Annotated in this window: 27 protein-coding genes and 1 tRNA gene; 14 read left to right on the forward strand and 14 right to left on the reverse strand. The window is 71.1% G+C overall.

Annotated elements, in window-relative coordinates:
- The first annotated feature begins 72 nt into the window (after positions 1 to 72).
- Complete coding sequence (locus OG570_RS24500) at positions 73 to 1,788, forward strand: glycosyl transferase (protein ID WP_442788327.1); 1,716 nt, start codon at positions 73 to 75, stop codon at positions 1,786 to 1,788.
- 98 nt (positions 1,789 to 1,886) lie between these two features.
- Here the strand turns inward: OG570_RS24500 and OG570_RS24505 are convergent, their stop codons facing one another.
- The gene (locus tag OG570_RS24505) at positions 1,887 to 2,573 is read right to left on the reverse strand and encodes an alpha/beta fold hydrolase (RefSeq protein WP_326959534.1); all 687 of its coding nucleotides are present in this window, start codon (positions 2,571 to 2,573) and stop codon (positions 1,887 to 1,889) included.
- Positions 2,574 to 2,623: 50 nt separating this feature from the next.
- Between OG570_RS24505 and OG570_RS24510 the strand changes: the two genes are divergently transcribed.
- Positions 2,624 to 3,163, forward strand: a complete 540-nt coding sequence (locus OG570_RS24510; protein ID WP_326959536.1) for a DinB family protein — start codon at positions 2,624 to 2,626, stop codon at positions 3,161 to 3,163.
- Between the two features lie 376 nt (positions 3,164 to 3,539).
- Here OG570_RS24510 and OG570_RS24515 read toward each other — a convergent pair whose 3' ends face one another.
- Together OG570_RS24515 and OG570_RS24520 are read right to left on the reverse strand one after the other, a co-directional pair.
- Positions 3,540 to 3,890: a VOC family protein gene (locus OG570_RS24515; protein ID WP_326943253.1), complete on the reverse strand. Its 351-nt coding sequence runs from the start codon at positions 3,888 to 3,890 to the stop codon at positions 3,540 to 3,542.
- Positions 3,891 to 3,914: 24 nt separating this feature from the next.
- Positions 3,915 to 4,520 carry a TetR/AcrR family transcriptional regulator gene (locus tag OG570_RS24520; RefSeq protein ID WP_326959538.1) on the reverse strand — a complete coding sequence of 202 codons (606 nt, stop codon included), beginning with the start codon at positions 4,518 to 4,520 and terminating at the stop codon, positions 3,915 to 3,917.
- Between the two features lie 102 nt (positions 4,521 to 4,622).
- On the opposite strand from OG570_RS24520, the gene OG570_RS24525 reads away from it, so the two are divergent.
- The 3 genes from OG570_RS24525 (at position 4,623) to OG570_RS24535 (ending at position 6,823) form a co-directional block, all read left to right on the forward strand.
- A complete protein-coding gene (locus OG570_RS24525; RefSeq protein ID WP_326959540.1) occupies positions 4,623 to 5,324 on the forward strand; it encodes a carboxymuconolactone decarboxylase family protein in 702 nt (233 codons plus the stop codon).
- Between the two features lie 99 nt (positions 5,325 to 5,423).
- The gene (locus OG570_RS24530) at positions 5,424 to 5,990 is read left to right on the forward strand and encodes a carboxymuconolactone decarboxylase family protein (RefSeq protein ID WP_326959542.1); all 567 of its coding nucleotides are present in this window, start codon (positions 5,424 to 5,426) and stop codon (positions 5,988 to 5,990) included.
- A gap of 62 nt (positions 5,991 to 6,052) precedes the next feature.
- Positions 6,053 to 6,823, forward strand: a complete 771-nt coding sequence (locus tag OG570_RS24535; RefSeq protein ID WP_326959545.1) for a hypothetical protein — start codon at positions 6,053 to 6,055, stop codon at positions 6,821 to 6,823.
- On the opposite strand, the gene OG570_RS24540 is transcribed toward OG570_RS24535, so the two are convergent.
- Positions 6,795 to 7,748, reverse strand: coding sequence for a sigma-70 family RNA polymerase sigma factor (locus tag OG570_RS24540; RefSeq protein ID WP_326959547.1), 954 nt, complete (start codon positions 7,746 to 7,748; stop codon positions 6,795 to 6,797). The two genes, OG570_RS24535 and OG570_RS24540, sit on opposite strands and share 29 nt — an antisense overlap.
- Positions 7,749 to 7,780: 32 nt before the next feature.
- On the opposite strand from OG570_RS24540, the gene dnaG reads away from it, so the two are divergent.
- The 3 genes from dnaG to OG570_RS24555 are packed head-to-tail and all read left to right on the forward strand — an operon-like array spanning position 7,781 to position 11,034.
- A complete protein-coding gene (gene dnaG / locus OG570_RS24545) occupies positions 7,781 to 9,697 on the forward strand; it encodes a DNA primase (protein ID WP_247054997.1) in 1,917 nt (638 codons plus the stop codon).
- Between the two features lies 1 nt (position 9,698).
- Complete coding sequence (locus OG570_RS24550) at positions 9,699 to 10,223, forward strand: hypothetical protein (RefSeq protein ID WP_326959549.1); 525 nt, start codon at positions 9,699 to 9,701, stop codon at positions 10,221 to 10,223.
- A gap of 49 nt (positions 10,224 to 10,272) precedes the next feature.
- The gene (locus OG570_RS24555) at positions 10,273 to 11,034 is read left to right on the forward strand and encodes a trans-aconitate 2-methyltransferase (protein ID WP_326959551.1); all 762 of its coding nucleotides are present in this window, start codon (positions 10,273 to 10,275) and stop codon (positions 11,032 to 11,034) included.
- Here the strand turns inward: OG570_RS24555 and OG570_RS24560 are convergent.
- A complete protein-coding gene (locus OG570_RS24560; protein ID WP_247054991.1) occupies positions 11,031 to 11,207 on the reverse strand; it encodes a hypothetical protein in 177 nt (58 codons plus the stop codon). The two genes, OG570_RS24555 and OG570_RS24560, sit on opposite strands and share 4 nt — an antisense overlap.
- Before the next feature lie 164 nt (positions 11,208 to 11,371).
- Between OG570_RS24560 and OG570_RS24565 the strand changes: the two genes are divergently transcribed.
- Both OG570_RS24565 and OG570_RS24570 read left to right on the forward strand, forming a co-directional pair.
- Positions 11,372 to 11,444, forward strand: a tRNA-Asn gene (locus OG570_RS24565).
- Between the two features lie 554 nt (positions 11,445 to 11,998).
- Entirely contained in the window at positions 11,999 to 12,397 is a 399-nt protein-coding gene (locus OG570_RS24570; RefSeq protein WP_326959553.1) for a hypothetical protein, read from the forward strand.
- A 269-nt stretch (positions 12,398 to 12,666) separates the two neighbouring features.
- Here the strand turns inward: OG570_RS24570 and OG570_RS24575 are convergent, their stop codons facing one another.
- On the reverse strand, positions 12,667 to 13,281 hold the full coding sequence (locus OG570_RS24575) for a hypothetical protein (protein WP_326959555.1): 615 nt from the start codon (positions 13,279 to 13,281) through the stop codon (positions 12,667 to 12,669).
- A gap of 243 nt (positions 13,282 to 13,524) precedes the next feature.
- Positions 13,525 to 14,607, reverse strand: coding sequence for a hypothetical protein (locus tag OG570_RS24580; RefSeq protein WP_326959556.1), 1,083 nt, complete (start codon positions 14,605 to 14,607; stop codon positions 13,525 to 13,527).
- 180 nt (positions 14,608 to 14,787) lie between these two features.
- On the opposite strand from OG570_RS24580, the gene OG570_RS24585 reads away from it, so the two are divergent.
- On the forward strand, positions 14,788 to 15,147 hold the full coding sequence (locus OG570_RS24585) for a YciI family protein (RefSeq protein ID WP_326959558.1): 360 nt from the start codon (positions 14,788 to 14,790) through the stop codon (positions 15,145 to 15,147).
- Between the two features lie 78 nt (positions 15,148 to 15,225).
- On the opposite strand, the gene OG570_RS24590 is transcribed toward OG570_RS24585, so the two are convergent.
- Complete coding sequence (locus OG570_RS24590) at positions 15,226 to 16,014, reverse strand: ABC transporter permease (RefSeq protein ID WP_326959560.1); 789 nt, start codon at positions 16,012 to 16,014, stop codon at positions 15,226 to 15,228.
- Entirely contained in the window at positions 16,011 to 16,919 is a 909-nt protein-coding gene (locus OG570_RS24595; protein ID WP_326959562.1) for an ABC transporter ATP-binding protein, read from the reverse strand. The genes OG570_RS24590 and OG570_RS24595 overlap by 4 nt, the downstream gene beginning before the upstream one ends.
- Positions 16,920 to 17,238: 319 nt before the next feature.
- Between OG570_RS24595 and OG570_RS24600 the strand changes: the two genes are divergently transcribed.
- Together OG570_RS24600 and OG570_RS24605 are read left to right on the forward strand one after the other, a co-directional pair.
- Positions 17,239 to 17,685 (forward strand): CBS domain-containing protein, encoded by a 447-nt coding sequence (locus OG570_RS24600; RefSeq protein WP_326959564.1) that lies wholly within the window; start codon positions 17,239 to 17,241, stop codon positions 17,683 to 17,685.
- A gap of 16 nt (positions 17,686 to 17,701) precedes the next feature.
- Positions 17,702 to 18,994, forward strand: coding sequence for an ArsB/NhaD family transporter (locus OG570_RS24605; protein ID WP_326943193.1), 1,293 nt, complete (start codon positions 17,702 to 17,704; stop codon positions 18,992 to 18,994).
- Between the two features lie 710 nt (positions 18,995 to 19,704).
- Here the strand turns inward: OG570_RS24605 and OG570_RS24610 are convergent.
- From OG570_RS24610 to OG570_RS24630, 5 genes are all read right to left on the reverse strand, one after another.
- Positions 19,705 to 19,881 (reverse strand): hypothetical protein, encoded by a 177-nt coding sequence (locus OG570_RS24610; RefSeq protein WP_326959566.1) that lies wholly within the window; start codon positions 19,879 to 19,881, stop codon positions 19,705 to 19,707.
- 37 nt (positions 19,882 to 19,918) lie between these two features.
- A complete protein-coding gene (locus OG570_RS24615) occupies positions 19,919 to 20,254 on the reverse strand; it encodes a hypothetical protein (RefSeq protein ID WP_326943191.1) in 336 nt (111 codons plus the stop codon).
- Positions 20,251 to 20,721, reverse strand: a complete 471-nt coding sequence (locus OG570_RS24620; RefSeq protein WP_326959568.1) for an Asp23/Gls24 family envelope stress response protein — start codon at positions 20,719 to 20,721, stop codon at positions 20,251 to 20,253. Before OG570_RS24620 ends, OG570_RS24615 begins: the two co-directional genes overlap by 4 nt.
- A 386-nt stretch (positions 20,722 to 21,107) precedes the next feature.
- Positions 21,108 to 21,920 carry an arginase family protein gene (locus OG570_RS24625; RefSeq protein WP_326959571.1) on the reverse strand — a complete coding sequence of 271 codons (813 nt, stop codon included), beginning with the start codon at positions 21,918 to 21,920 and terminating at the stop codon, positions 21,108 to 21,110.
- Positions 21,913 to 22,620 carry a GntR family transcriptional regulator gene (locus OG570_RS24630; RefSeq protein WP_326943188.1) on the reverse strand — a complete coding sequence of 236 codons (708 nt, stop codon included), beginning with the start codon at positions 22,618 to 22,620 and terminating at the stop codon, positions 21,913 to 21,915. Before OG570_RS24630 ends, OG570_RS24625 begins: the two co-directional genes overlap by 8 nt.
- Positions 22,621 to 22,978: 358 nt before the next feature.
- Here OG570_RS24630 and OG570_RS24635 point away from each other — a divergent pair, with 358 nt between their 5' ends.
- The gene (locus OG570_RS24635) at positions 22,979 to 24,193 is read left to right on the forward strand and encodes a PucR family transcriptional regulator (protein WP_326959573.1); all 1,215 of its coding nucleotides are present in this window, start codon (positions 22,979 to 22,981) and stop codon (positions 24,191 to 24,193) included.
- Positions 24,194 to 24,204: the final 11 nt, after the last annotated feature.

The raw sequence follows: 24,204 nt of genomic DNA on the forward strand, positions 1-24,204 counted from the left end.
GAGCTCGTCCCACCCGCTCCCGAAGCCCCACCCGAAGGCCCGAAACGCTGGCAGTGGCCGGACTCCGCCATCATGGGCGGGTTCCTGCTCTTCACGATCCTGCTCTACAACGGCCTGTGGTTCGACCTCAAGCGCGGCTACCTGTGGAACGGCGCGTCGGACCAGAGCCAGTGGGAGTGGTACTCGACGGTCGTCGCGAAGTCCGTCCTGCACTTCCAGAACCCGTTCACCACGGACCTGCAGAACTACCCGTACGGCGTGAACATGGCGGCGAACGCGGCGATGTTCGGCCTGAACATCCCGCTCGCCCCGATCACGCTGACCTTCGGCGCCACGCTGACCTGGGCGATCGTGCTGACCGCCGGGCTCGCCGGCACCGCGATCGGCTGGTACTGGGTGTTTTCCCGGCACCTGGTGCCCAACCGCACGGCCGCCGCGATCGGCGCCGCGTTCTGCGGGTTCGCCCCGCCGATGATCTCGCACGGCAACGCGCACCCGAACTTCGTCGTGCTGTTCGTGCTGCCGTTCATCGCGCTGAAGGCGTTCCAGATCGCGCGCAACGTTCGGCCGGTGCGCAACGGCGTCGTGCTCGGCCTGCTCGTCGCGTGGCAGATCCTGCTCGGCGAGGAGCCGCTGGCGATCTTCGGGCTCACGTTCCTGGTCTTCGTGATCGCCTACCTGGTCCCGCACCGCGCCGAGATCCGCGGCATGCTCGCGCCGCTGGTCAAGGGCGTCGGCATCGGTGCCGTCGTGGCGCTCCTGATCGCGGGTTTCCCGTTGTACTGGCAGTTCTTCGGGCCGCAGAGCTTCCATTCGCTGCTGCACGGCCCGGCGGGCAACGACACCGCGGCGTTCACCCGGTTCGCGACGCAGTCGATCGCCGGCTGGCCGGAGTCGGCCGCGGACGTCTCGATGAACCGCACCGAGGAGAACGCGTTCTTCGGCTGGCCGCTGATCGTGCTCGTGGTGGTGCTGACGATCTGGCTGTGGCGCGACGTCGTGGCGCGCGCGCTCGCGATCACCACGTACGTGCTGGCGTTCCTCTCGCTGGGCGTCGAGATCACGGTGGCGCACCAGGACACCGGCATCCCCGGGCTGTGGAAGTGGCTGGGGCAGCTGCCCTTGCTGGACTCGTTGCTCGAATCCCGGCTCGCGATGGGCTGCATTCCCGTGGTCGGCGGGCTGCTGGCGATCGCGACGCACCGCGTCTGGACGGCCGCGGCCGAGCAGCCCGAACCCCTGGACGGCAAGCAGCGCTTCCCCCTGCGCCTGGTCTGGGTCGGCGCGGTGGTGGCGGTGCTGCTCCCGATCGCGCCGACGGAGCTGGTGACGCACGAGCGCCCGCTGTCGCCGCCGTTCTTCGCCGACGGCATCTGGCGCCAGTACATCGCCCCCGGCGGCTCGCTCGTGCCGGTGCCGCTGCCGAGCACCGGCGAAGCGGAACCGTTGCACTGGCAGGTGGACGCGGGCCTCGGCTACCCGATGCCCGAGGGCTACTTCGTCGGCCCGACGTCCGCGGAGGACCGCAGCGGCCGGTACGGCGCCGTCCCGCTCCCGACGTCGGACCTGTTCGCCGAGGTCGAGCGCACGGGCCAGACGGCGGAGGTCACCGAAGCCGACCGCACCCAGGCCCTGGTGGACCTGCGCAAGTGGAACGCCGACGTGCTGGTGGTCGGCCCGCGGCAGAACCAGGAAGCGCTCAAGTCCACTGTGGAGCTGCTGCTGCGCAAGCCGGCGGAGTTCGTCGGCGGGGTCTGGGTCTGGGACGTCCGCGCGCTGACGGCGTAGGCCGACGGCGCCGGGCCGCACGAGCCAGGCCGCACGAGCCAGGCCGATGGCGTGACCGGCCACGGTGGGGCTGCCTCCGGAAGCCCCACCGGCGGCGGTCAGGCCTTCACGGCGTCGAGCAGGATCGTCGCGAGCTCCTTCGGTTGCGAGAACATCGGCCAGTGGCCCGTGTTCAGTTCCACGAGGTTCCACCGGTCGCTCTTGAGCAGCTCGACGACGTCCGGGCTCGGTGTGTCGCCGTCGAGCAGGCACTTGATGTAGGTCGCCGGCAGCTCGCCCAGCGGCCGGCTCAGGACGGCCGGTTCGGTGAGCGACGCGGCCGGGTGCGGGGTCGAGCCGCCGACGATGCGGGCGATCTCGGCGTCGGAAAGGCCTTGTCCCGCATAGTCTTCCGCGGTCAGGGGCGGCCAGAAGCCGCGTTCGGTGAGGGCGGCCACCTGGGCCTCGGACCAGACGGACGTGAACGACTCGCCATCGGTCGGCACGTTGGAGTCGACGAACACCGCGCGCGCCAGCCGGTCGCCGATCCGCTCGGCGGCCTGCCCGGCCGGGATGCCCGAGTAGCTGTGCCCCACCACCACGACCTCACGCAGGTCCGCGCCCTCGACGACGTCGACGATGTCCTGGACGTGGATCGCCTGCCCGGCGGGCACCGCGCTCTTCTCGGCGACGCCGGACAGCGTCACGGGGTGGGCGCCGTGCCCGGCCGCCGTGAGCTCCGGCACCACCTCGTTCCACGCCCACGAGCCGAGCCAAGCACCTGCTACTAGTACGAATTCAGCCATGCCCGGAAACCTAGCGGAGCCCACCGACAAAATCGGTAGAGTGCCCGCTCATGACCATCGTGGACGAGCAGGGCCGGGCCGAGCCGCCGGTCGACGCCGACGAAGCCGGGACCCTGCTGGGGTTCCTCGAGTACCACCGCGCGACGCTGGCGTGGAAGAGCGCAGGCTTGGACGAGGCGGGCCTGCGCGCGACCGTCGGCCCGTCCCCGCTGACCCTCGGCGGGATGCTCAAGCACCTGTCCTACGTGGAGGATCACTGGTTCTCCCGCATCCTGTTCGGCAACGAGCGGGCGGAACCGTGGAACTCGGTCGACTGGACGGCAAGCCCGGACTGGGACTGGGATTCCGCCGCGGAAGACACCCCGGAGCAGCTCCGCGAGATGTGGGAGTCGACGGTCGCCCGCTCGCGCGAGCTGGTCGCGAAGGCGATGGAGAACGGCGACCTCGCGCAGCCGGCCGTCCGCGGCTGGCCGGACGGCCGCAAGCCGAACCTGCGCTGGATCCTGGTCCACATGGTGGAGGAGTACAGCCGCCACAACGGCCACGCGGACCTCATCCGCGAGTCGGTGGACGGCAGCACCGGCGAATAGCTCAGTGGTTCCGGGTCACCGAATCCGAGTCGACGGGAGGCTCTCCTGAGCCGTCGGCACGGTGGGTGTCCGCCGCCGGTTCGACCCGGGTGAACGTCCGGGTTTCGGCGGGTGGAACGGTGAAACCACGAGGTGCGCCCAGCGCGGCACGCGCCCCCGCCGCGGGCGTGCCCAGGCGCAGCAGGCTCGAGTGGGCGGGGCCTGGTTCAGGTGGGCGTTCAGCAGGCCGCCGAGTGGGCTTCGCGGCGGAAGCGTTCGCGAGCCCCCTGATCGGCGGCGAGAGCACTTTTACGCCACGACCCGGTCGAGCCGGGAATCCCGTTGACCACGCGGAATCCGGTGGAGATCAAGTCACGAAGACACGAAGCAGCGCCGCTCAGTCGCGGGCGTGGGCGATCTGGAAGACGTTGCCGAACGGGTCGCGGATCATCGCCCGGCGGTCGCCGTACGGGGTGTTCGCCGGTTCCTCCAGGCTTGTCGCGCCGCAGTCGAGGGCGCGGCGGTACGTCGCGTCCGCGTCGGGCACGTACACGTACAAGAACGCGGGGAACAGCTCCCGCTCGCCCTCGGCCGAGACCAGGACGCGTGAGCCGCCGATGCGGAGGTCGGCGGGGCGGCCGCTCTCCAGCTCACCGGTCGCGCCGAACACCGTGCGCAGGAACGCGACGGCGGCGACGAGGTCGCGTACCACCATCCGCGGGGTCACCGTCTGGTAGTCCTGGCTCATACCGGCCCACCCAAGTCCGTTTCGTCACGGAACACAAGGGAGGCCGACCAGCTTCGCCAGGAACCGGTCGACCTGCTCGACCGCGGGTGACCACGGCAGGTCGGGCTCGTTGATCCGTTGCGCCAGCATGCCGTTGACGGCGGTGCGCAGGTCGATGGCGACCGTGACCGGGTCGTCCGCGGGGGCCAGGCCGGCGTCCATGCACGCCCGCACGCCGTCGACCGTGCGGGCGACCATGACCTCCTTGAACGGCATCCCGAGCCGTCGGTGGACCTTGCTCTCGTGCAGCACCTTGTAGAGCCCGGGGTGCTCGCGCGCCCACGCGGCCTGCGTCAGGATCCGCGCGCGCAACGCGGCCGCCGGGTCCGGCGCCGCCGCGTAGGCGTCGTCGCCGGTCCGCACCAGCTCCTCGTGGCAGCGCTGCATAGCGGCCAGCACCAGCGCGTCGCGGTCCGGGAAGTGCAGGTAGACCGACGTCGCCGCGATCGACACTTCGCGCGCGACGGCCCTCAGCGAGAGCGCCTCGTCGTCGGCCAGCTCGTCGAGCATCCCGACGGCGGCCGTGACGATCTCTTCGCGCAGCAGCTCGCCCTTGCCGCGGGCGTTGGGACGGCGGCGGGTCTCGGTCATGGTCGTCCCACTATAGCTGGACACCCATTGCGCTACAGGTGTAGCGTAATTCGCACTACAGCTGTAGCGCTACGATCGTTCATCAACTGAGGGAGCACGATCTTGACCACCGCTGCCGCACCCACGAGCCTCGAGCGGCTCGCCGCGCTCGACCCCGCCTTCGCGCAACTGGCCGGCGCCACCGCGAAGTTCGTCCGGGCGATCCCGGAGCTGACCGACCGCGAGAAGACCTTCCTGTGCGTCACGGCCGACGTCTGCCAGGGGAGCCTGGGCCTGGCGTTCACCGCGCACGTGCGGGCCGGCCTGGCCGCCGGAGTGTCCACTTCGGACATCCGGGAACTGCTGCGCTTCGTCTCCTACGACTGCGGTTACCCCGCCGCGACCGCGGGCGTCGAGCGGATCACCGAGCTCGAGACCGAGCTGGGCCTTCCGCATCCGGACGTCGAAACCCTGGCCGCCGAGCTGGTGTCGACCGGCCCGGACGCCGCGCCGAGCCCGCTCCCGGACGCGGTGCGCGCCCGGCTGAGCGAGCTGGACCCGCACTTCGCCGCGTACTTCGACCTGCAGTCACGGATGCGGACCGGGCACGGCCCCGGCACGCTCACCGAGCGGGAACGCGGCCTGGTCAGCATGAGCGTCGACGTCTGCTACCAGACGCTCGCCGACACGTTCCGCATCCACGTCGGCCGCGCGCAACGGGGCGGCGCGACGCCGGAAGACGTCCGCGCCGCGCTGCGGTTCCTGGCGCAGTTCGGCGTCACGAGGGCTTGGCACGCCTGGGAAGCGCTGAACGCGATGGGCTGACCGGCCGAGAGCAGGCCGGTGGCGTGGCTCACCCCGCCGGGTGTCACGTCCCCGGCCGCCGTCTCGTTCCTCTCCCGACCGAGACGAATGGAGACGGACATGCCCCGCATCGCCGCGAAGAAGACCACCGAAGCCGGCCCGCTGCTCAAGCTCTTCTACCGCGTCGCCGGCCGGAAGTACGGCGCCGTGCCCGAGCCGATGGCCGTCGCCGCGCACCACCCCGGGCTGCTGCGCGCGAACGCGGTGCACGAGCTGATGGTGCAACGCGCGTCGAAGAAGCTGCCGGCGAACGTGCGCGAGCTGGCCGTCTACCGCGTCGCCACCCGGATCGGCTGCTCGTGGTGCGTCGACTTCGGCACCATGCTGCAGAAGCACGACGGCCTGGACGTCGGACGCCTGAAGGGGATCGACGGCTACGCGACGTCGCCCGCGTTCAGCCACCGGGAGCGGCTCGCGATCGCCTACGCCGACGCGATGTCCGCCGAGCGGGTCACGGTGACCGACGAGCAGGTCGCCGAGCTGGTGCGCGAGTTCGGCCGTGACGGCGTCATCGAGCTGACCTACCAGATCGGCCTGGAGAACTCCCGCGCCCGGATGAACAGCGCGCTCGGCATCGTCGAGCAGGGCTTCACCTCGGGCGACGCCTGCCGGGTCCCGCTCCCGTAGGACCCCGGGAACCAGACCCCGGTGGGACGCGCCCGGGGTGCCCGCCGCGGGACCGTTCCGGCATGCACCTCGTCGCCAGTGAACGGATCAAGCTCTTCAGCATCGCCACGCCGTGGGCGTGCGGCCTCTTCGCGGTCGTCGCCCTGGTCGCGCCGGCCGTGCTCACCGCGCTCACGGCCACCGAATCCCGGTTGCCGCCCACGGTCGCGAGCACCCAGTTCGGCTTCCAGCTCGGCCTGGTCGCCGTCCTGGTGCTCGCGGCCCTCTCCGTGACGAGCGAGTACCAGTCCGGCACGATCCACGGCACCTTCCAGGGCGTCCCGAGCAGGTGGCCGGCGCTGGCCGCGAAGGCCGCGGTCGTCGCCGGGTACGCCTTCCTCCTCGGCGAAGCCGCCGCCTTCCTCGCCTGGCTGGTCGCGCGGATCCTCGCCCCGGACGCCGATCTGGCGCTCGACAGCGTCGCGGACTGGACGATCGTCGCCGGCACCGGTCCGGTGTTCGCGCTCGCTGCGGTCTGCGGGGTCGGCGTCGGCCTGCTCGTGCGCCACACCGCCGGCGCGGTCGCGCTGCTCGTCGGCTACCCGCTCATGGCGGAGAACGTCATCACGCTGATTCCGCGGGCCGGGCAGGCGATCCACCGGTGGCTGCCGCTGAACGCCGTCACGAAGTTCCTCAGCGGCTCCGGCGCGGCGAACGCCGGTCGCGACGGCGGCAACGCGGCGACCCTGTCCGACTCGCCGTTGAGCCCGGGCTGGGCGTTGGCCTACTTCGGTGCCTTCGCCGTGCTCGTGCTGGTGGCCGGGATCACGAAGGCGCGGCGCCGGGACGCGTGATCCGGGTCAGCTTGTCCGGGTTGACGACGTCGTAGATCGCCACGATCTTCCCATCGCGGACGCTCATGGCCTGGACGTGCTCGTCGAGCGCCAGGAAACCCTCGCGCTCGGGCAGCGGCGGCAGGTAGAACCCGAGGTCGCCGTTGACCAGCACCGGCGCGCCGCGGGTGACGCTCTCCGGGGCGTACTTGCGCATGAGCCCGACGAAGAACCGGGCGAGCTTGTCGGCGCCGACCATGAGCTGGCGCGTGGTGCGGCCCTTGCCGTCCGAGTCGCCGATCAGCACCGCGTCCGGGTGCAGCAGCTCGACGACCGCGCCGATGTCGCCGGCGAGCAGCGCGGTGACGAACTTCTCGAGGATTTTCGCCTGCTCGTCGAGCGGCGCGCGGGGCGCCGGGTCCGCGTCGGCCAGCGCGCGGCGGCCGCGGGAGCCGTGCTGGCGCGCGGCGTCCACCGAGCAGCCGAGGATGTCCGCGATCTCGGCGAAGGGCAGCGCAAACGCGTCGTGCAGCACGAACGCGACGCGCTGCTCCGGCGTCAGCTTGTCGAGCACGACCAGCGCGGCCATCCGCAGGCCGTCGTCGCGGACGGCGAGGTCGAGCGGGTCCTCGCTGACCGGCTGCCCGAACGGCGTCACGACCGGTTCCGGCAGCCACTGGCCGACGTAGCGCTCCCGCTGCGCCGCGGCCGACTTCAGCCGGTCGAGGCAGATCCGGCCGACGACCGTGGTCAGCCAGCCGCGCAGGTCGCGGATCGCGTCCTGCCCGGCGTCGTCGAGCCCGGCCAGCCGCAGCCACGACTCCTGGACGGCGTCCTCGGCGTCGGCGCGGGTGCCGGTGAGCCGGTAGGCCACCCCGATCAGGTGGCCGCGGTGCTCGGCGAACCGCGCGGCGAGGGTGTCCTGGGCGGTGGGCGTGGAGGCCATGCCCCGAGTGTGCCGCAACCGGCGGGGATAGAGTGGGCGGCGTGGCAGGACGGATTCGGGACAGCGACATCGCGGAGGTGCGCGAGCGGAGCCGGATCGACGAGGTCGTCGGGGAGTACGTGGCGCTGCGCCGCGCCGGTGGGGGCAGCCTGAAGGGCCTCTGCCCGTTCCACAACGAGAAGACCCCGTCGTTCAACGTCCGCCCGACGCACGGCACCTTCCACTGCTTCGGCTGTGGCGAGGGCGGCGACGTGATCAAGTTCGTCCAGAAGATCGACCTGATCACCTTCGTGGAGGCCGTCGAGCGGCTGGCCGACCGGGTCGGCATCCGGCTCACCTACGAGGGCGGCGGCGCGACGATCCAGCGCGACCGCGGCAGCCGCAGCCGGCTGATCGAGGCGCACCGCGCCGCGCAGGAGTTCTACGCCGAGCAGCTGGTCACCGACGAGGCGCGCACCGCACGGGACTTCCTGTCCGAGCGCGGGTTCGACGCCGCCGCGGCGAAGACGTTCGGCTGCGGGTACGCCCCCGGCGGCTGGGACAAGCTGACCAAGCACCTGCTCACGCGCGGGTTCGAGGTCAAGGAGCTGCTGACGGCGGGGTTGTCCAAGGAGGGCCAGCGGGGCCCGATGGACCGCTTCCACCGGCGGCTCGTCTGGCCGATCCGCGACGTCGGCAACGAGGTCGTCGGCTTCGGCGCGCGGCGGCTGTTCGACGACGACCGGATCTCGGCCAAGTACCTCAACACCGCCGAGTCGCCGATCTACAAGAAGTCCCAGGTCATGTTCGGCCTCGACCTGGCCAAGCGCGAGATCGCGAAGCGGCACCAGGTCGTCGTGGTCGAGGGCTACACGGACGTGATGGCGATGCACGCGGCGGGCGTCCCGACGGCCGTGGCGTCGTCGGGCACGGCGTTCGGCGAAGACCACATGAAGGTGCTTCGCCGGCTGATGATGGACGACGACGCCTTCCGCGGCGAAGTGATCTTCACCTTCGACGGTGACGAAGCGGGCCAGAAGGCGGCGCTGAAGGCGTTCGAAGGCGACCAGACGTTCGCCGGCCAGACCTACATCGCGGTCGCGCCGGACGGCATGGACCCGTGCGAGCTGCGCCTGGCCAAGGGCGACAGCGCGGTCAAGGACCTCGTCGCGCGCCGGATCCCGCTGTTCGAGTTCGCCATCCGCAGCACGCTGAAGAACTTCGACCTCGACTCGGTCGACGGCCAGGTCTCGGCGCTGCAGAAGACCGTGCCGATGATCGCGGCGATCAAGGACCGCGCCGCGCGTGACGGCTACGCGTCGAAGCTCGCCTGGTGGGTGGGCTGGCAGGACGTCGCCCAGGTCGTCAACCGCGTGCGCGGCAGCGCGGGCGCGACCGACAAGCGCGGTGGCGCGCCCTTGAAGCAGCCGGCCCGCGTCGGCGCTCCCGAGGTGAAGGCCCCGGAGTCCGACGTCGCCCGCCCCGCGCCGAAGGACCCGCGGTTCGCGATCCAGCGCGAGGCGCTGAAGGCCGCGCTGCAGCAGCCCGCGATCGCCGGGCCGGAGTACGACGCGCTGCCGCTGGAGGCGTTCACGCACCCGGTGTACATCGCGGTGCACGAGGCCGTGCTGAAGGCAGGCGGGGCCGGTTCGGGCCTCACCGGCCCGTCGCTGCTGGACGCGGCGGCCGCGCACTGCCCGGAGGGGACGGTCCGCCGGGTGCTCTCCGAGCTGGCCGTGGAACCGTTGCAGGCCAAGGACGAAGTCGACTCCCGCTACATCTCCTCGATCCTCGCCCGGCTGCAGGAAAGCCTCGTCGGGCGGCAGATCTCGGAGATCAAGGGGAAGCTGCAGCGGCTGTCGCCGGTCGAGGCGCCGGACGACTACCGCGCCCTCTTCGGCGACCTCGTCGCGCTGGAGCAGTACAAGAAGTCGCTGGGCGAGCAGGCGTCCGCCAGCTCGTGGAGCTGACGTGAGTTTCCTGCGCCGGTTGCTCGGCGACCGCACCCCCGACGGTTTCGCGGGTTCGCTGGACGCCGGCGAGGACGTCGTGGACAGCGCCCCGGTCGAGGGCGGCGGGCACCTGGTCGTCACGCCGCTCGGGCTGTGGATCCCGGACGGTGCCGGCGGCGCGCGCCGCGTCGGCTGGCACCTGATCGGCAAAGCGGCCTGGAAGGACGGCGTCTTCACGCTGACCGAGTCGGCCGAGTCCGGCACCGCCGGGTCGGCCGTCGTGCTGAGCGACCTCGCGCCCGTGCGGTTCAGCCTGCCGGAGCCGAGCCGGGTGCCGCACCACGTGCGGCTGCGCGTCGACGGCTCGGTGCGTTCGCGGCACCGCCAGGACATCGGCGACGGCGGCGCGTGGTTCGTCCAGCGCAAGGTCCCCGGCCGCGACGGCAGCGTCCTGCAGGTCCGGCCGGACCCGGGCACGGACGTCACGCTGGTGGCGGCCATCGCCGAGCAGGTCGCCGCGCAGCTGGCTACCGCCGTCGAATAGCAGTACGCTCGTACTCAGTACATGCGTACTGCTTGTTCGGGAGGCGCCTGTGTGGGATCCGGAGAAGTACCTCGACTACGCCGACCTGCGGGCCCGGCCGTTCTACGACCTGACGTCCCGGATCGGCGCGGTGTCACCCAGGCGGGTGGTCGATCTGGGCTGCGGCCCCGGAAACCTGACGGTCGACCTGGGCAAACGCTGGCCCGGTGCCGTGTTGGAGTGCAGCGACAGTTCACCCGAAATGGTGGCGGCCGCGCGTGCCCGCGGCCTGGACGCCGCGGTGCTCGACGTCAACGACTGGACACCGGCGCCGGACACCGACGTCGTCGTGTCGAACGCCGTCCTGCAGTGGGTGCCCGAGCATCGCGACCTGCTGCGCCGCTGGGCCGGGCAACTGCCGTCGGGCGCGTGGCTGGCGGTGCAGGTCCCGGGCAACTTCGATGCCCCGTCGCACGCGCTGACCCGCGAACTGGCGGCGTCCCCGACCTGGTCGTCACAGCTGGCCGACGTGGTCCTGCGCGAGGACGACGCGGTCTCGACCCCACTGGAGTACGCGAACCTCCTGGCCGATGCCGGCTGCGGCGTCGACGCCTGGGAGTCGACCTACGTCCAGCCGCTGCGCGGGTCGCGGGCGGTGCTGGAGTGGATCACCGGAACGGCGTTGCGCCCGATCCGCGCGGTGCTCCAGGATGAGGCGTGGGACCAGTTCCGCGCCGAACTGGCCCCCCGGCTAGACAAGGCGTACCCCACGCGCACCGACGGCACGACGTGGTTCGAGTTCCGCCGCGTGTTCGTCGTCGCGCAGGTCTAACGCCGGCGCCCCGCCTTTTCGCTGATCTTGGCCCGGGCGACCCCGGCGGCACCCTGGACCATCGGATGGTCGACGACCCGGCGGTAGGTGCGCACGAGCTGCTCGTACCGCCCCCGGCCTGCCTTGGCGCCCAGTACGTAGCCCAGGCCCGCACCCAGCAGGAACTTCTTCATCCGTGTCCACGCCTCTCGTCGATAGGTCGTCCGACTGTCCATTGTCCAGGAAAACCGGCCGCGGGGGGCGGTTGCGCTAAGTGGGGGGTGGTGCGAACCGGGTTGCGGGGATGGTCTAAAGTTCTTCTTGTCGGGCGAGAGCGCGGCACCGGAAAGAGCGACATTCCCCTGTAGCTCAACTGGCAGAGCATTCGGCTGTTAACCGGAGGGTTCTTGGTTCGAGTCCAAGCGGGGGAGCAAAAGCCCAGGCCAGAGGCCTGGGCTTCTTTGTGTCCGGAGTCAGAAGACGCCGACTCTCCAAGAACTGTCCACTTTGACGATCGTCCAACGGCAGCCCGTCGGCCGCTGACGCTGCGGCTGACGTGACCGTAGGACGGGCCAGCTCGTCACGAATCCGTAACCGTGCGTCGCATCGGCACGCTGGTCGCCCTCGGCGCGACAAGCTGAAGTGCTCCGGCGTGATGATCGGTGACCGCTGCAGTCGTCGGCGGCAGCGCAAAGTTGCGGTGCCCACTGGCGCGGCAGCTCGCCGCTGCCGGCAGCTACAGAGTCCAAGCCCTTGCGCCGGCAACGTACGAAGGGCGTCCGGCACCCTGGCTCATCGGGAACCGGCACGACGTCAATGCACCGCAGCGGGTCCGGGCTGTTCGTTGACGGACGGGTCCCGCGGTCAGAAGACCTTGATCGGCGCCGTTCTGAGGACACGATGGTCGTTCACGGCGCCTTGATTCAGGTGTACGCGTCACCGATGCCGGGTAGACGGGTGGGAGGGCTTTCAACCGCGAGGAGTGGTGACCGTGGGCCATTTCCCGCCCGCCATTGTCACTCTCTGCGCGTCGTCTGGTGGCCTGCTGCCTGGTGTCCCGGCCGGTGCCGAAGCGCGCCGGGTGGCCGCCGAGGTGTTCGCGGACATGTCGCCGGCCCGGTTGACCGACCTCCTCATCATGGTGGATGAGCTGGTGACGGACGCCGAACGGCACGGCAGCCGGTTGCGTGAGGTCCACTTGTGCCGGTTCGACATGCCGGCTGCAGCTCACATCGAGGTGGTTTGCACTCCGGCGGCCTCTCCGCCGCGGGTCGAGCCGGCCATCGCTGCTGCCGCACTGGGCCGCCTGATGGTCGAGGAACTGGCGGTGGCGTGGGGCGTGCAACGTGAGGGCGACGACTGGATGACTTGGGCCGAAGTTTGAGGCTCGGTCTTGCGTCAGGACACCGTGATCACCGGCAGCGCGACGCCGCAGACGACGCTCGCAGTCCGACTCACGCTGCCAGGGCCGCCGATCCGTTCGATCCGCAGCTGCGCCGAGTTCATCGAGATCCGGGATCGCTGGGACTGGAAGGCAGACGCCGAGGACGCGGTGACACCCTCCGTACTGGTCAGCGGGCCGCGGCTTCGGCAAGGTCCGGGTAGCCGGCGTGGCGTGACCAGCACTCGGTGGTGCCGCCGCGCGGAAGCAGGTCACGCAACCTCGATCGTCGCCAGTACCGTCCCTCCTGCTTTCTCATGGCTGCGTAAGCGATTGTCGTTCGCGCAGTGTGTGATGCCGACCTTGTAGACGCCGCGGTCCCCGAGGTGCGGGAAGTCGATCAAGTAGACGCGATGCGGTGCGTCCGGGTCCAGTTTGGACCCGTCGCAGCGCAAGCACGGTGGGCTCCCGCCGCCGACCGCGGTCCAAGACACGGCTCGCGGCGTCGAGCAGCGGGTGCACACCGCAGACAGCGGCAGCCCGGGATCCCCGGTGAACTCGCCGACGAGGTGGAGGCCCAGCGACTCCATTCGTGTTCGGATGGTCTCCTGCGTCGGCTTGAACCGCTTCGCGTTGCATTCGGCGCAGGGAAGCCAGGACAGGCGGATTCCTTCGGAGACGCCGAAGAGCGTGTCGGTCTGGGCGGCGCCACATTCCAGGCATTCGACGTTGAGCGGCTCGTTGCCGTCCTGGTCGCCGAGTGGATGCAGGGACCTCATTCCCGCCGCGGCGAGGAGCTGCTCTTGTCGTTCGACGGGCCAATCACCGACGAGGTTGGGGTACCCGAGCCGGCGGTTCTCCGCGCCGTGCTCGATCCACTTGCACATCTGGCAGACCCAGCCTCCTCGCCGGATCATCGCCAGCGAGACGTCGACGATCGCGCCGCAGGGTTTGTGCCGGGTGCGGAACCGCGCACGGGGTCCGTCTCCGAGCGCGATCGCTGTCGCGTCGCACTTCGCGATCAGGTCGGCCAGGCAGTGATCGCAAAAGCCGATGGCCCGCCTGATCCTGGGCCATCGGGACTCGTTCTCGCACGCCGGCGTCGAGCACGTCCCGTTCGAGCGCCGTGCCTATACGCTCGCGCTTGCGGGCCGAGGTCGTACTTCGCGCGTCTTGCCCACCCGGTTGAGGCCGTGCGGAGCCGCATCGAGAATGGCCGCTCCGGCACCGTCGTCGTGCCAGGCCACGCTCGCGCGGTCGACCTCGACGGCGAACAGGTGCTCGTCGGCGCCGCCGGGGCCCCGGCGGAGGCCGGTCACCTTCAGATGGGTCAGCGAGGGACCGGTGGCCCAGGTTTCCCGCACGGTGGCGAGCAGGTGGGCACCGAGCAGTTCGGCGTAGACGTTGTTGAGTTCGGTCTTGGTCCACGCCTTGCTCGACAAGCGCCCGGTGGGTGTGACGTGTGCCTTCTTGGCGGGCAGCACCTCGAACCCGGGGAGCAGGACGACCAGATCGGCGCTGTGCCGTTCCGCGTTGACGATCCGGACCGGGGCGGGGTTGTCCGCGAACGCCGCGTCCAGGGCGGCGCGCAGCACCTGAGGCCGTCCTTGCTGCAACGCTGCCCACCACGCGTCGGCCTGGGTCTGCTGGGTCCGGTGGTGCGCCTGAGCTCGTGCGGTGAACTCCGCGGCCAGCTGCGCGCCTCGGCGGTTCGAGACCTGACGCAGCTCCCGGCGCCGCGCGCGTTGCCAGGGCCGGGCGTCGTGCTTGACCTTCGCCCACTCCTGCTGCTGGAAGACCGCAGGATCGGCCGGGGTCGGGGGCGGGATGATCGGCCGTTGCGCCGGGCTGAAGCGTTCACGTTGGACGGCCATGAGCTCGGCGAGGTGATGGTGGGACGCGGCGCCTTCGGCGGCCCTCACATCGGTGGCGGTGACGGCGGGCGCAGCCGAACGAGTGCGCGTCGGTGCGGTGCGGGAACGAGTGCCGGTCGTCCGCCGGCCACGCTTTCGTGAGCCGGTGACGCTGTTGATGAGCAGGTTCTCGGCCGCGCCGAGGGGATTGGTGACGGTGTGGATCGCGCGGCTGACCTGCCGCACCGGTCGAGGTGTCACGGCGCGTTTCACCGTTCGAACGGAATGCGCCGCGCGCCGGACCGAGCGGGGAACGGTGCGACGCACCGCCTTGCGTGCCAGCCGCTTGCCGATGCCCATGAGCGCCGCCTCCTTCGAACACGATGACGCGAACGACCACGTCGTCGCCGCGGCGGCGCGTCCGTCCACGAGATGTCGCTTCATCCGAAGAAGTGTTGACAAAGCTGGGTCTGTCGATTCGGGCCACACTCGTTCGTATGACGGGTGAGCGGCGGGAACCGCCCGTCGAGAGGAGTGGTCATGACCCAGTTCTTGTTGTCTGTACACGGTGTCGACGGTGAAGTTCGTGAAGAGCCCACCGCGGAGCAGATGCATCGGTCGCAGCAGCTGCTCGGCGAGGTGGAGAAGGAACTCAAGGCGACTGGGGCGTGGCTGTTCAGTGCCCGGTTGAGCGATCCGGGTGCCGCGCGGGTGGTGCGGGAGTCCGGGGGAGAGGTGCTGACCACCGACGGCCCGTTCGCCGAAGGACGGGAGCACCTCGGCGGCTTTTACCTCATCGAGGCCGGGGACCTCGACGCTGCGCTGGGCTGGGCGGCCCGGGTGACCGCCGCGATCACGGTGCCGATCGAGGTTCGTCCGCTCGCGGGGTTCGAGGCGTAACGAGCGCCGACGGGAGCGGCCCGGCTGGTATGGGGCCGGATGGCCTCGGCCGGGCCGCCGAGAACGTGTGACGGCCGCTCAGCGGTCGTGGTCGGCTTGGCGCCACCAGGCCGTCGTGGCCGCGATGCCCGCAACGCCCACCAGCGAGACCAAGGTGAAGCCGAGTGCGCCGGGCGGGTCGCCGCCGGGACCGGCGAGCCGGGTGTACAGCGCGGGCACCGACCACGGGAAGTACCGCCCGTAGCCGAGCAAGGTGACGACCTGCGCGGAGAAGACCGCGGCGATCATCGCGGCGACACCGGCGAGGTAACCGCGGCCGGTGCTGGCGGCCAGCGCGAACGGCGTCACCAGCACTACGGTCAGGACCGTGGTGACCAGCAGTTCGGCCAGCCCGTGGAGGGCGATCGCGGGGGACCAGCCGGGCAGGCCGATGACGGCGCCGGCGAGCAGGCCGAGGGCGAACAGGTAGCAGGCCAGCAGCAGGGACCACACGGCGGCGACGGCGAATTTCGCGCCGACGATCGTGGTGCGCGCGGTGGGAAGGGCCAGCAGGTCCTTCACCGTGCCTTGGCTGAATTCGCGGCCGAACAGCCACACCACGATCAGGCCGAACAGGAGCGCGCCGCCCACCGCGACGGTCTGGGCGAGCAGCGCGAAGTACGCGGGCCAGTCGGCGGTGCCGCCGGTCAGCGCGGCCTTCGTGCCGAGCAGGCCCAGGGACCGGGCTCGCCGCAGGTCCTGGAGGATGAACATCACCAGGCCGCCGAACGCGGCGGCGATGGTGAACGCGCTCACGGTGACCCACGGCAGGCGGGATCGGCGCGCTTTCAGCAGTTCGGTTCCGATCGCGGCGGTTGTGGCGCTCATCGGGTGCCGACCAGGCGCAGGAAGCACGTCTCCAGGTCGTCCTGCTCGATCGCGAGACGTGTGGGCGGGCAGCCGGCGGCCACGAGCAGCGTCGCGATTTCGTCGGGATGCCCGATCGCGCGGTCACCGGTGAGCACCAGGCAGGTGCCGTGGCCCGGCTCGGCGGGGTGTCCGGCCGCCCGCAGCGCCGTCGACGCGGCGCCCAGGTCGCGCGCGCCGACGCTCAGCCGCGGCCGGGCCTGGGCCACGAGGTCGCCGGTGTCGCCCGCCCAGACGAGCCGGCCGTCGGCGAGCACCGAGATGCGGTCCGCGGTGCGGGCCACTTCGGTCAAGATATGGCTGGACAGCAGCACCGCGACGCCGTCGTGGGCGAGTTCGCTCAGCAGGGTACGGATCTCGGCGACCCCGGCCGGGTCGAGGCCGTTGGTGGGTTCATCCAGCACGAGCAACGCAGGCCGGTGGATCAGTGCCTTGGCGAGCCCGAGCCGTTGGGCGTTGCCGAGGGAGAGTGTCCGGGCGCGGACGTGCGCGTAAGTACCGAGGTCGAGCCGGGCGATCACGTCGGACACCGGTCCGGGGCCGGTCAGGCCGCGCAGCCGGGCGGCGACCAGGAGGTTTTCGGTGACGGTCAGCTCGGGGTAGGCCGCCGGGGTTTCCACGAGGTAGCCGACGCGGGCCCAGATCGCCCGTGCGCCTGGCCGGACCCGGGTGCCCAGGAGTGCCACCCGGCCGGCGGTGGGGCGGACCATGCCGAGCAGCATGCGGATCGTGGTCGTCTTCCCGGCGCCGTTGAGGCCGAGCAACGCGTGGATTTCGCCCGGTTCGACGGTGAGTGAAAGGTCTTCCACCGCGGTGACGTCGCCGTAGCGCTTGGTCAGGCCGTCGGCGTCGATGGCTGGGGTCATGGTGTGCTCTCCCGGGGTCGGCGGAATCACGCCGACCAGGCTTCCCGGCACACCGGCGTCGACGATACTCCCGGTTCGCGCGGCCCGGACCGCGGTCACCCGGACGTTCTACAGTGGACGTTCGGCGTTGTTCACCCGCGGCGGATCCGAGTTGCTCGCCGGTGGTCTTTGCGGCATCTTTACGCTCAGGTGTGCCGGGAAGTCTGGTCGGCCCTTCGCCCGGCGCGGGTGGAGGTCGCGGCTCGAGGACGGATTTTCATGGCGCTCGTACCGGTGAAGCGTCATCGCGAACCGTCCCGGACGGTCGTAAGCTGGGCAGATGCACGCCGTGGAGATGGCCGAGGAGTACCCGGTCGTCGATCAGGACTCCGACGCACTGGACGCGGCCCGGCTGCTGGCGGAACGCCGCCTGCCGGGCCTCGTCGTGACCGACGCCGCGGGCTGCCCGCGGTCGATCCTGCCCGCGTCCGAAGTGGTCCAGTTCCTGGTGCCCGGCTACGTCCGGGACGACCCGTCGCTGGCCGGGGTGCTCGACGAGTCGATGGCCGACCGGGTCGCGGGCAAGCTGAGCGGCAAGACGGTCCGCTCGCTGCTGCCGGACAAGCCGGCGGAGCTGGCGCGGGTGCAGGCCGACGACACGATGGTGGAGGTCGCGGCGATCATGGCCCGCCTGCGCTGCCCGCTGGTCGCGGTCATGGAGGAGAAGAAGCTGCTCGGCGTGATCTCGGCGTCACGGCTGCTGGAACTGGCGCTCGCGCACCACTGAACCCGGGAGCGGCGAGATGAGCACCGTGCTCGCCGTTGTGGTGTTCGTCGTCGCCTACGTCTTCATCGCCACCGAGAAGATCCCGAAGATGGTCGCCGCGCTGGCCGGCGCCGGCGTCGTGCTCGCCCTCGGGGTGACCGGCTCCGAGGACGCGTTCTACTCGCACGACACCGGGATCGACTGGGACGTCATCTTCCTGCTGCTCGGCATGATGATCATCGTCGGCGTGCTGCGCCGCACCGGCGTGTTCGAGTACATCGCGATCTGGGCGGCGAAGCGGGCCAAGGGCTCGCCGCTGCGGATCATGGTGCTGCTGGTGGTGATCACCGCGGTCGCGTCGGCGTTCCTGGACAACGTCACGACGGTGCTGCTGATCGCCCCGGTCACCCTGCTGGTCTGCGACCGCCTGGACATCAAGCCGACGCCGTTCCTGATCGCCGAGGTGCTGGCGTCGAACATCGGCGGGGCCGCAACGCTGATCGGCGACCCGCCCAACATCATCATCGGCAGCCGGGCCGGGCTGTCGTTCAACGACTTCCTGCTGAACCTGACGCCGATCGTGGCGATCGAGGTGGTCGCGTTCGCGCTGGCGCTGCGCTGGGTGTTCCGCGGCTCGTTCGACGTCGACCCGGCCCGGGTGGCCGACGTGATGCGGCTCAACGAACGCGAGGCGATCCGCGACCGCGGCCTGCTGATCAAGTGCGGCGTCGTGCTGCTGGCGGTGTTCACGGGCTTCGTCGGCCACTCGCTGTTCCACATCGAGCCCTCGGTGGTCGCGCTGCTGGGTGCCGGGGTGCTCGTGCTGATCTCCCGCACCGAGCCGTCGGCCTACCTCGCCGGGGTGGAGTGGGAGACGCTGCTGTTCTTCGCCGGGCTGTTCGTGATGATCGGTGCCCTGGTGAAGACCGGGGTGATCGGCGACCTGGCGAAGCTCGCCGCGGATGCCACCGGCGGCGACGCGCTGGTGGCGGTGATGCTGATCCTCGTCGTGTCCACGCTGCTGTCCGGCGTCATCGACAACATCCCTTACGTGGCCACGATGAGCCCGCTGGTGCTCGCGCTGACGCAGGACATCCCGGACCCCGGGCATGCCGACGCGCTGTGGTGGTCGCTGGCGCTGGGCGCGGACTTCGGCGGCAACATGACCGCGATCGGCGCCAGTGCCAACGTGGTGATGCTGGGGATCGCGGCGCGGTCGGGGAGCCCGATCTCGTTCTGGGAGTTCACCCGCAAGGGCGCGCAAGTCACGCTGCTGACGGTGCTGATCGCCGCGCCGTACCTGTGGCTGCGCTACTTCGTGTTCTCGTAAGACCGCCGGAAGTCCATTGTGGATGGACCAAGGCGAGAGCGACTCCTGTTTCCCGACACGGTCAGGGCCCCGGACAACGGGGTATCCGCAGCTGTCGACGGGTGCGCTCGCTGGGGCACGTAAGGCCAGGCTCACGACAGGAGAAGGCAATGTCCCTCATCGACGGGGGGTTTCTCGTCGGCTGCATCGGTTTCCACCGCGCACGGAGTCGTGATGCGGAACAGGCCGCACGATTGCGGCCCCGCGGTGTTCGGCCGGAACGTCCGACGCGCGCCGAAGCGAGCGGCCGGTGCGCGGTCGAGTTCGGTGACCCGGCCGGCCGGGACGAGCCGCAGGCCCCCGAGCAGTGCCGGGCGTGACGCGATCCGGGTCAGCGTCCCCGTGCCGATGGCCAGGCACCCCGGACGAGTGAACGTCCACAAGAGATCCTTGCGGGTTTATTACCGGGGAACGCCGACGACGTCGCTGGTGCCGCCACGGTCGTAGGGTCACCTGATGGCAGGTGACGGTTCGCTTGGCGCAGCCCCCTGCGCGGGCCGTGGCTGACGTCGGTGTTCGGCGCCGTTCTCCTGGCGGCGCTGCCTCGGTGGCCGCGCGGGCGGCGATCCGCTCGAGCGTCCGGCCGGTGATCGTGAGCCTGCCGCGTTCGTCCAGGTCCGCCGGCGCGGTCCGGGACGGGAGGCTCGGCAGGTTGCGGTGGTCACGGCGGCTCAGCCCCGGTCGCGGCCGGTCAGCTGGGACAGGTCGAGCTTGCCGTCCAGCACACGGCCGACGAGCAGGCCGAGCGCGGCGAGGATCAGCACGATCACGAAGGCGCCGAAGCCGCCGAACGCCGCGGCGAGACCGAGGGCCAGGCCGGTGAGCAGACCGAGGTGGGTGGCGGTCATGGTTGTTCTCCTTGCTGTGGCGATCGGCCCGGGCGGCTCAGGAAAGCGGTGGCGCGGACACGGCGTCCGGGCTCTCGAGCGTGACCTCGATGGCCGTGGGGGCGGCGAAGTCGCCGATCCGGACGTGCACCGGGCGGTCGACCGGCCCGACGGCGCCGCGGACGTCGAGGGAGATCCGGGTGACGGTGGCCGGGTAGCGGCCGGTGACGCCGACGGTGATCTCGTCGGGCCGGATCCGGACGCCGGGGATCCGGCGGCCGGGCAGCAGGGTGGCGATCTCGCCGAACCGGCCGCTGTGCAGGCCCGCCACGCTCGGGAGGGCCGTCACGGCGACGGCGATGCGGTCGGCGTCGATCTCGACGCCGGCGTTCACTGGACGCGGCCGGTGACGACCGTGGTGTCGTCCTCGTTGCCGTCACCGGGGATGTGCACGTCGGAGACGTTGATGTTGACCTCGACGACCTCCAGGCCGGTGGTCTGCTCGACCGCGGTGATGACGTTGCGGCGGACCGAGCGGGCGACGTCGGAGATGGAGACGCCGTACTCGACGAGGATCTGCAGGTCGACGGCGGCCTGGCGCTCGCCGACCTCGACCGACACACCTTGCGCGACCGAGGCCGAGGCGCCGGGGATGCGCTCGCGGATCGCGCTGAACGCCCGGGCAGCGCCGCCGCCGAGGGCGAACACCCCGGAGACCTCGCGGGTGGCCAGACCGGCGACCTTGGCCACGACGGTGTCGGCGATGGTGGTGACGCCCTGCTTCGACACCAGCGCTCCGGTGGCGGCCGGCTCGATCACGGTCGAGTTGGCGGGGGTCTTGGTGACGGCGGGGTTCGTCATGGCTGCTCCTCGGATCGAGTTTCGTTGCCTGGAGCGGAAGTTCGCGGGGTTCGCCGCACTTCCACGTCACTACGACCCGGGTCGTAGTGAATCGTCACGGCCCGATCGTGTGACCCCGGTCTCCTGCAGGAATCACCGACGCGGATCTGGCGGGGTCGCCCGGACCAGGCAAGCCCGATCGGTGGCCGGTTCCCGCCGTGGACGGACACTGCTGTCGGTTCTGCGGGTACACACCCGTGGCGTTTTGTCCCGGCCCAGACCCCGCCGCCGGCTGCGTTGAGCATCAAGGAAGGCCGAGGCGTGCATGCAAGCTGACCACAGGACGACGACGATTTCCGGGGCCTGATGGCCGTCTCGCGTGGGCGGCCGAGCGCCTGGCTGGACGGTCAGCTGCCGGCGGGTTCGTGCCAGGTCAGGTCGGCGCCGAGTGCTGTGGTGAGGCGGGTGATCGTCTGGCGGCTGGTCTGGTCGTTGGCGTGCTCGGGTAGCCAGGCGCAGGCGATGTAGGCGGCGGTGACGTCGGCTGTGGCGCAGGCGGCGGCGAGGCATTCCTTGATCTGGGCGAGGGAGGGTCCGGGGCCGGAGGGGAAGCGTGCGCCGGGTAGTTCGGCGCTGTTGATGACGTCGATGTCGAGGTGGAGGTAGACGGGGACCGGGCCGAGCCGGTCGAGAGCTGCGGTGATCGCGGCGGGGTCGGCGGGCACGCGGTGGACCTGGCTGGTGGTGAGGGCGTCGCGCTCGGCGGGGTCGAGGTCGCGGGCGTCGGCGAGCACGATGCCGGCGTCGGGGATGGGTTGCAGGCCGAGTGTGTCGTCGAACAGGCCGGGTGTGCGGCCGGTCAGCATGGCCAGTGCCATGCCGCCGACGTAGCCGCTGGTCGAGATGGCGGGGGTGTTGAAGTCGCCGTGGGCGTCGAGCCACAGCACGGCCAGGTCGGGGTGGCGGCGCTGCAGCGCCGCCACCGACGCGCGGGAGGTGGGGCAATCGCCGGAGAGCACCAAGGGCTTGGCGGCCTGTGTCACCGCGTCGAAGGCGGCTCGGTGTAGCAGGTTCATCCGGGCGGGGACGGGCCCGGTGGGGAGGGGCGGACGGACGACCTGAGTCGCGGTGGCGGGGATCGGGAAGGCCGGGATGTGCTCGTCGAGGTGCCAGGGCGTGACGATCAGGTCCCACGCGCCGTCGGTGCGGTGGTCAGCCACGAGGTGCCTCTTCTGCGTTCCGGTGGGTGAGCAGGTCGAGCAGCCGTCGCAGTTCGGCGGCGCCGGCGTGCAGGTGTGCGGTGAGTTCCGCTCTGGCTTGTCCGGGGCTGCCGTGCAGCGCTTCCAGTAGCCGCCGGTGGTCGTCGGTCGTGCGGCCGAGTTCACGGCGGGAGCGTTCGGCCAGTGCCAGGGCGAGGCGCTGTTCTTGCTGGAGCTGTTCGTGGATGCGGCGCAGCCGGGGGCTGCCGGTGGCCGCGACCAGGGTGGCGTGGAAGAGCCGGTCACCGTCGAGCGCGGCGGCCGTGTCGCCGCGGTCGAAGGCGCGTTCGATCTGATCGACCAGGTCGGCCAGGGTTTGGTAGATCTCCGGGTCGCGGTGCCCGGTGAGGGCGTCGGCCGCGGCCAGTTCCACGGCGGCGCGGGCGGCGTAGATGTCGGTGATGTCCGGCCCGGTGACGTCGGCGACGACGATGCCGCGGTTCATCTGGTAGCGGACGAGGCCTTCGCTTTCGAGGGTTCGCGCGGCTTCGCGGAGGGTGCTGCGGGAGACGCCGAGTTCGGTGGCGAGGGCGGCTTCGCGCAGGGGAGTGCCTGGCGGCAGCCGGCCGGAGAGGATGGCCTGCCGGACGGCTTCGGCGGCCTGCTCGGTGGTGCTCTGCCGCCGGATGCTCGCACCCAGGCCGGTGCTCGGATCCGCCACGGTCACCAGCCTCCCCGCGGGGCATCCTCGTACACCGACGCGATCGCCTCGGTCATGCTGACCGAAGGTCTGACGTCACCGCCGTCAAGGGTTCGCACCAGCCGACCTCCTCTTTTGACGCAGTCTGCCGCATAGGTTGTCAGATTGTCCGGCAATCCGGCAAGGCGCTGGTTCGCGGTTGGCGGATTCGCATCGGGCGGCCGATACTGCCCTCGCGGGCGTCCGGTTCGGCACGGCGATGTCCCGCGCGAGGGATGGCGCGGATCGGGTTGACCACGACCACCACACATCCGCTCATCCGATCCGTGCGGCCATCGGCTCCGAATCCCCGGGCGCGGGGCGACGACGGTGGGTGCGGATGACTGACGTGCGGGCGGACGACGGCGACACGGCGCGGTCGCTCGCGGCCAGCGTGCTGGGCGGGCTCGACGAGCTGACCGACGGCCTGGTCTCCGTGATCGGCGACCAGAACCCCGGCTACCGCCTGGTCGACGTCGTGCCGCGGGACGACCTGTGGCACTCGTGCCACGACAACCTCCGGCGCGTGCTCCAGCTCATCGGTCACGCCGGCGACGCCGAGGACTTCTACGACGCGGCCCGCGCCACCGGGCGTCGCCGCGCCGAGCAGCAGCTGCCGCTCGACGACGTGCTGCGCTCCTTCCGGCTCGGCGGGCGCCTGGTCTGGCAGGCCCTGACCGACCAGGCCCGGGCCACCGGAGAGGTGAACAACGAGGCCATGCTCGACCTCGCGACCCGGGTGTGGGAGGTCGTCGACGCGATCTCGGCCCAGGTCGCCCAGGCCTATCACGCCACTGAGCGCGGCATGGTCCGTGCGGACGAACAACGCCGCGCCTCCCTGTGGGAGGGCCTGCTGCAAGGGCGGGCTGCCGACACCGGGTTCGCCTACGAGGCCGCCCGCACCCTCCGCCTGCCGATCTCCGGGCGCTACGTGGTCGTCGCGGCGGCCGGACCCGGCGACGCCGATGCCGACTTCGCCGAACCCCTGGGAAGCGCGCTGGAGGATCTCGGGTCACCGTCGGCCTGGCAGTCGCGTGCCGACGTCCTCGTCGGCCTGGTGGCGCTACCCGGTCGCGACGTCGCCGGCGTGGTCGCGGCCGTCGGCTCGGTGCTGGCCGTACCGGCCGGGGTGTCCCTGGTCGTCGACGGCCTGGCCGCCGTGCACGCGGCCTACCGCCAGGCGGTACTGGCGATGCGGACCGTGCCACCGGGCCGGTCCGAGGTCGTCTGCCTCGCCGAACGGCTGCCCGAGGCGCTGCTGCTCAGCTCGCCCGAACTGACCGAGTCCCTGCAGCAGAACTGGCTGCGAGGCCTGCTCGACCTGGGCGGCGACGAACGCGAACTGCTCCTGGAGACCCTGTCGACCTGGGTGGGTACCGGCGGGTCGGCGACCCGCTCGGCGCAGATCCTGCACTGCCACCGCAACACGGTGCTCAACCGGATCCACCGGATCGAAGGGCTGATCGAGCAACGCCTGACCGGTGGCGACCTTTCCTTGGAGCTGGCTCTCGTGGTCCGCGCACTGCCGTTCCTCCCGCCACCGCGCGTGCCCTGACAAGCACCGGC

The sequence above is a fragment of the Amycolatopsis sp. NBC_01286 genome, assembly GCF_035982555.1.
Classification (GTDB): domain Bacteria; phylum Actinomycetota; class Actinomycetes; order Mycobacteriales; family Pseudonocardiaceae; genus Amycolatopsis.

What these genes read in the sequence shown, in the direction of transcription:
- OG570_RS24575 (WP_326959555.1), bottom strand. Translation starts at nt 13,281, where the DNA reads ATGTGCAAGTGGATCGAGCACGGCGCGGAGAACCGCCGGCTCGGGTAC.
- OG570_RS24635 (WP_326959573.1), top strand. Translation starts at nt 22,979, where the DNA reads ATGACTGACGTGCGGGCGGACGACGGCGACACGGCGCGGTCGCTCGCG.
- OG570_RS24520 (WP_326959538.1), bottom strand. Translation starts at nt 4,520, where the DNA reads ATGACCGAGACCCGCCGCCGTCCCAACGCCCGCGGCAAGGGCGAGCTG.
- OG570_RS24500 (WP_442788327.1), top strand. Translation starts at nt 73, where the DNA reads ATGGGCGGGTTCCTGCTCTTCACGATCCTGCTCTACAACGGCCTGTGG.
- OG570_RS24585 (WP_326959558.1), top strand. Translation starts at nt 14,788, where the DNA reads ATGACCCAGTTCTTGTTGTCTGTACACGGTGTCGACGGTGAAGTTCGT.
- OG570_RS24610 (WP_326959566.1), bottom strand. Translation starts at nt 19,881, where the DNA reads ATGACCGCCACCCACCTCGGTCTGCTCACCGGCCTGGCCCTCGGTCTC.
- OG570_RS24505 (WP_326959534.1), bottom strand. Translation starts at nt 2,573, where the DNA reads ATGGCTGAATTCGTACTAGTAGCAGGTGCTTGGCTCGGCTCGTGGGCG.
- OG570_RS24535 (WP_326959545.1), top strand. Translation starts at nt 6,053, where the DNA reads ATGCACCTCGTCGCCAGTGAACGGATCAAGCTCTTCAGCATCGCCACG.
- OG570_RS24595 (WP_326959562.1), bottom strand. Translation starts at nt 16,919, where the DNA reads ATGACCCCAGCCATCGACGCCGACGGCCTGACCAAGCGCTACGGCGAC.
- OG570_RS24540 (WP_326959547.1), bottom strand. Translation starts at nt 7,748, where the DNA reads ATGGCCTCCACGCCCACCGCCCAGGACACCCTCGCCGCGCGGTTCGCC.
- OG570_RS24580 (WP_326959556.1), bottom strand. Translation starts at nt 14,607, where the DNA reads ATGGGCATCGGCAAGCGGCTGGCACGCAAGGCGGTGCGTCGCACCGTT.
- OG570_RS24560 (WP_247054991.1), bottom strand. Translation starts at nt 11,207, where the DNA reads ATGAAGAAGTTCCTGCTGGGTGCGGGCCTGGGCTACGTACTGGGCGCC.
- OG570_RS24605 (WP_326943193.1), top strand. Translation starts at nt 17,702, where the DNA reads ATGAGCACCGTGCTCGCCGTTGTGGTGTTCGTCGTCGCCTACGTCTTC.
- OG570_RS24510 (WP_326959536.1), top strand. Translation starts at nt 2,624, where the DNA reads ATGACCATCGTGGACGAGCAGGGCCGGGCCGAGCCGCCGGTCGACGCC.
- OG570_RS24620 (WP_326959568.1), bottom strand. Translation starts at nt 20,721, where the DNA reads ATGACGAACCCCGCCGTCACCAAGACCCCCGCCAACTCGACCGTGATC.
- OG570_RS24590 (WP_326959560.1), bottom strand. Translation starts at nt 16,014, where the DNA reads ATGAGCGCCACAACCGCCGCGATCGGAACCGAACTGCTGAAAGCGCGC.
- OG570_RS24530 (WP_326959542.1), top strand. Translation starts at nt 5,424, where the DNA reads ATGCCCCGCATCGCCGCGAAGAAGACCACCGAAGCCGGCCCGCTGCTC.
- OG570_RS24600 (WP_326959564.1), top strand. Translation starts at nt 17,239, where the DNA reads ATGCACGCCGTGGAGATGGCCGAGGAGTACCCGGTCGTCGATCAGGAC.
- OG570_RS24515 (WP_326943253.1), bottom strand. Translation starts at nt 3,890, where the DNA reads ATGAGCCAGGACTACCAGACGGTGACCCCGCGGATGGTGGTACGCGAC.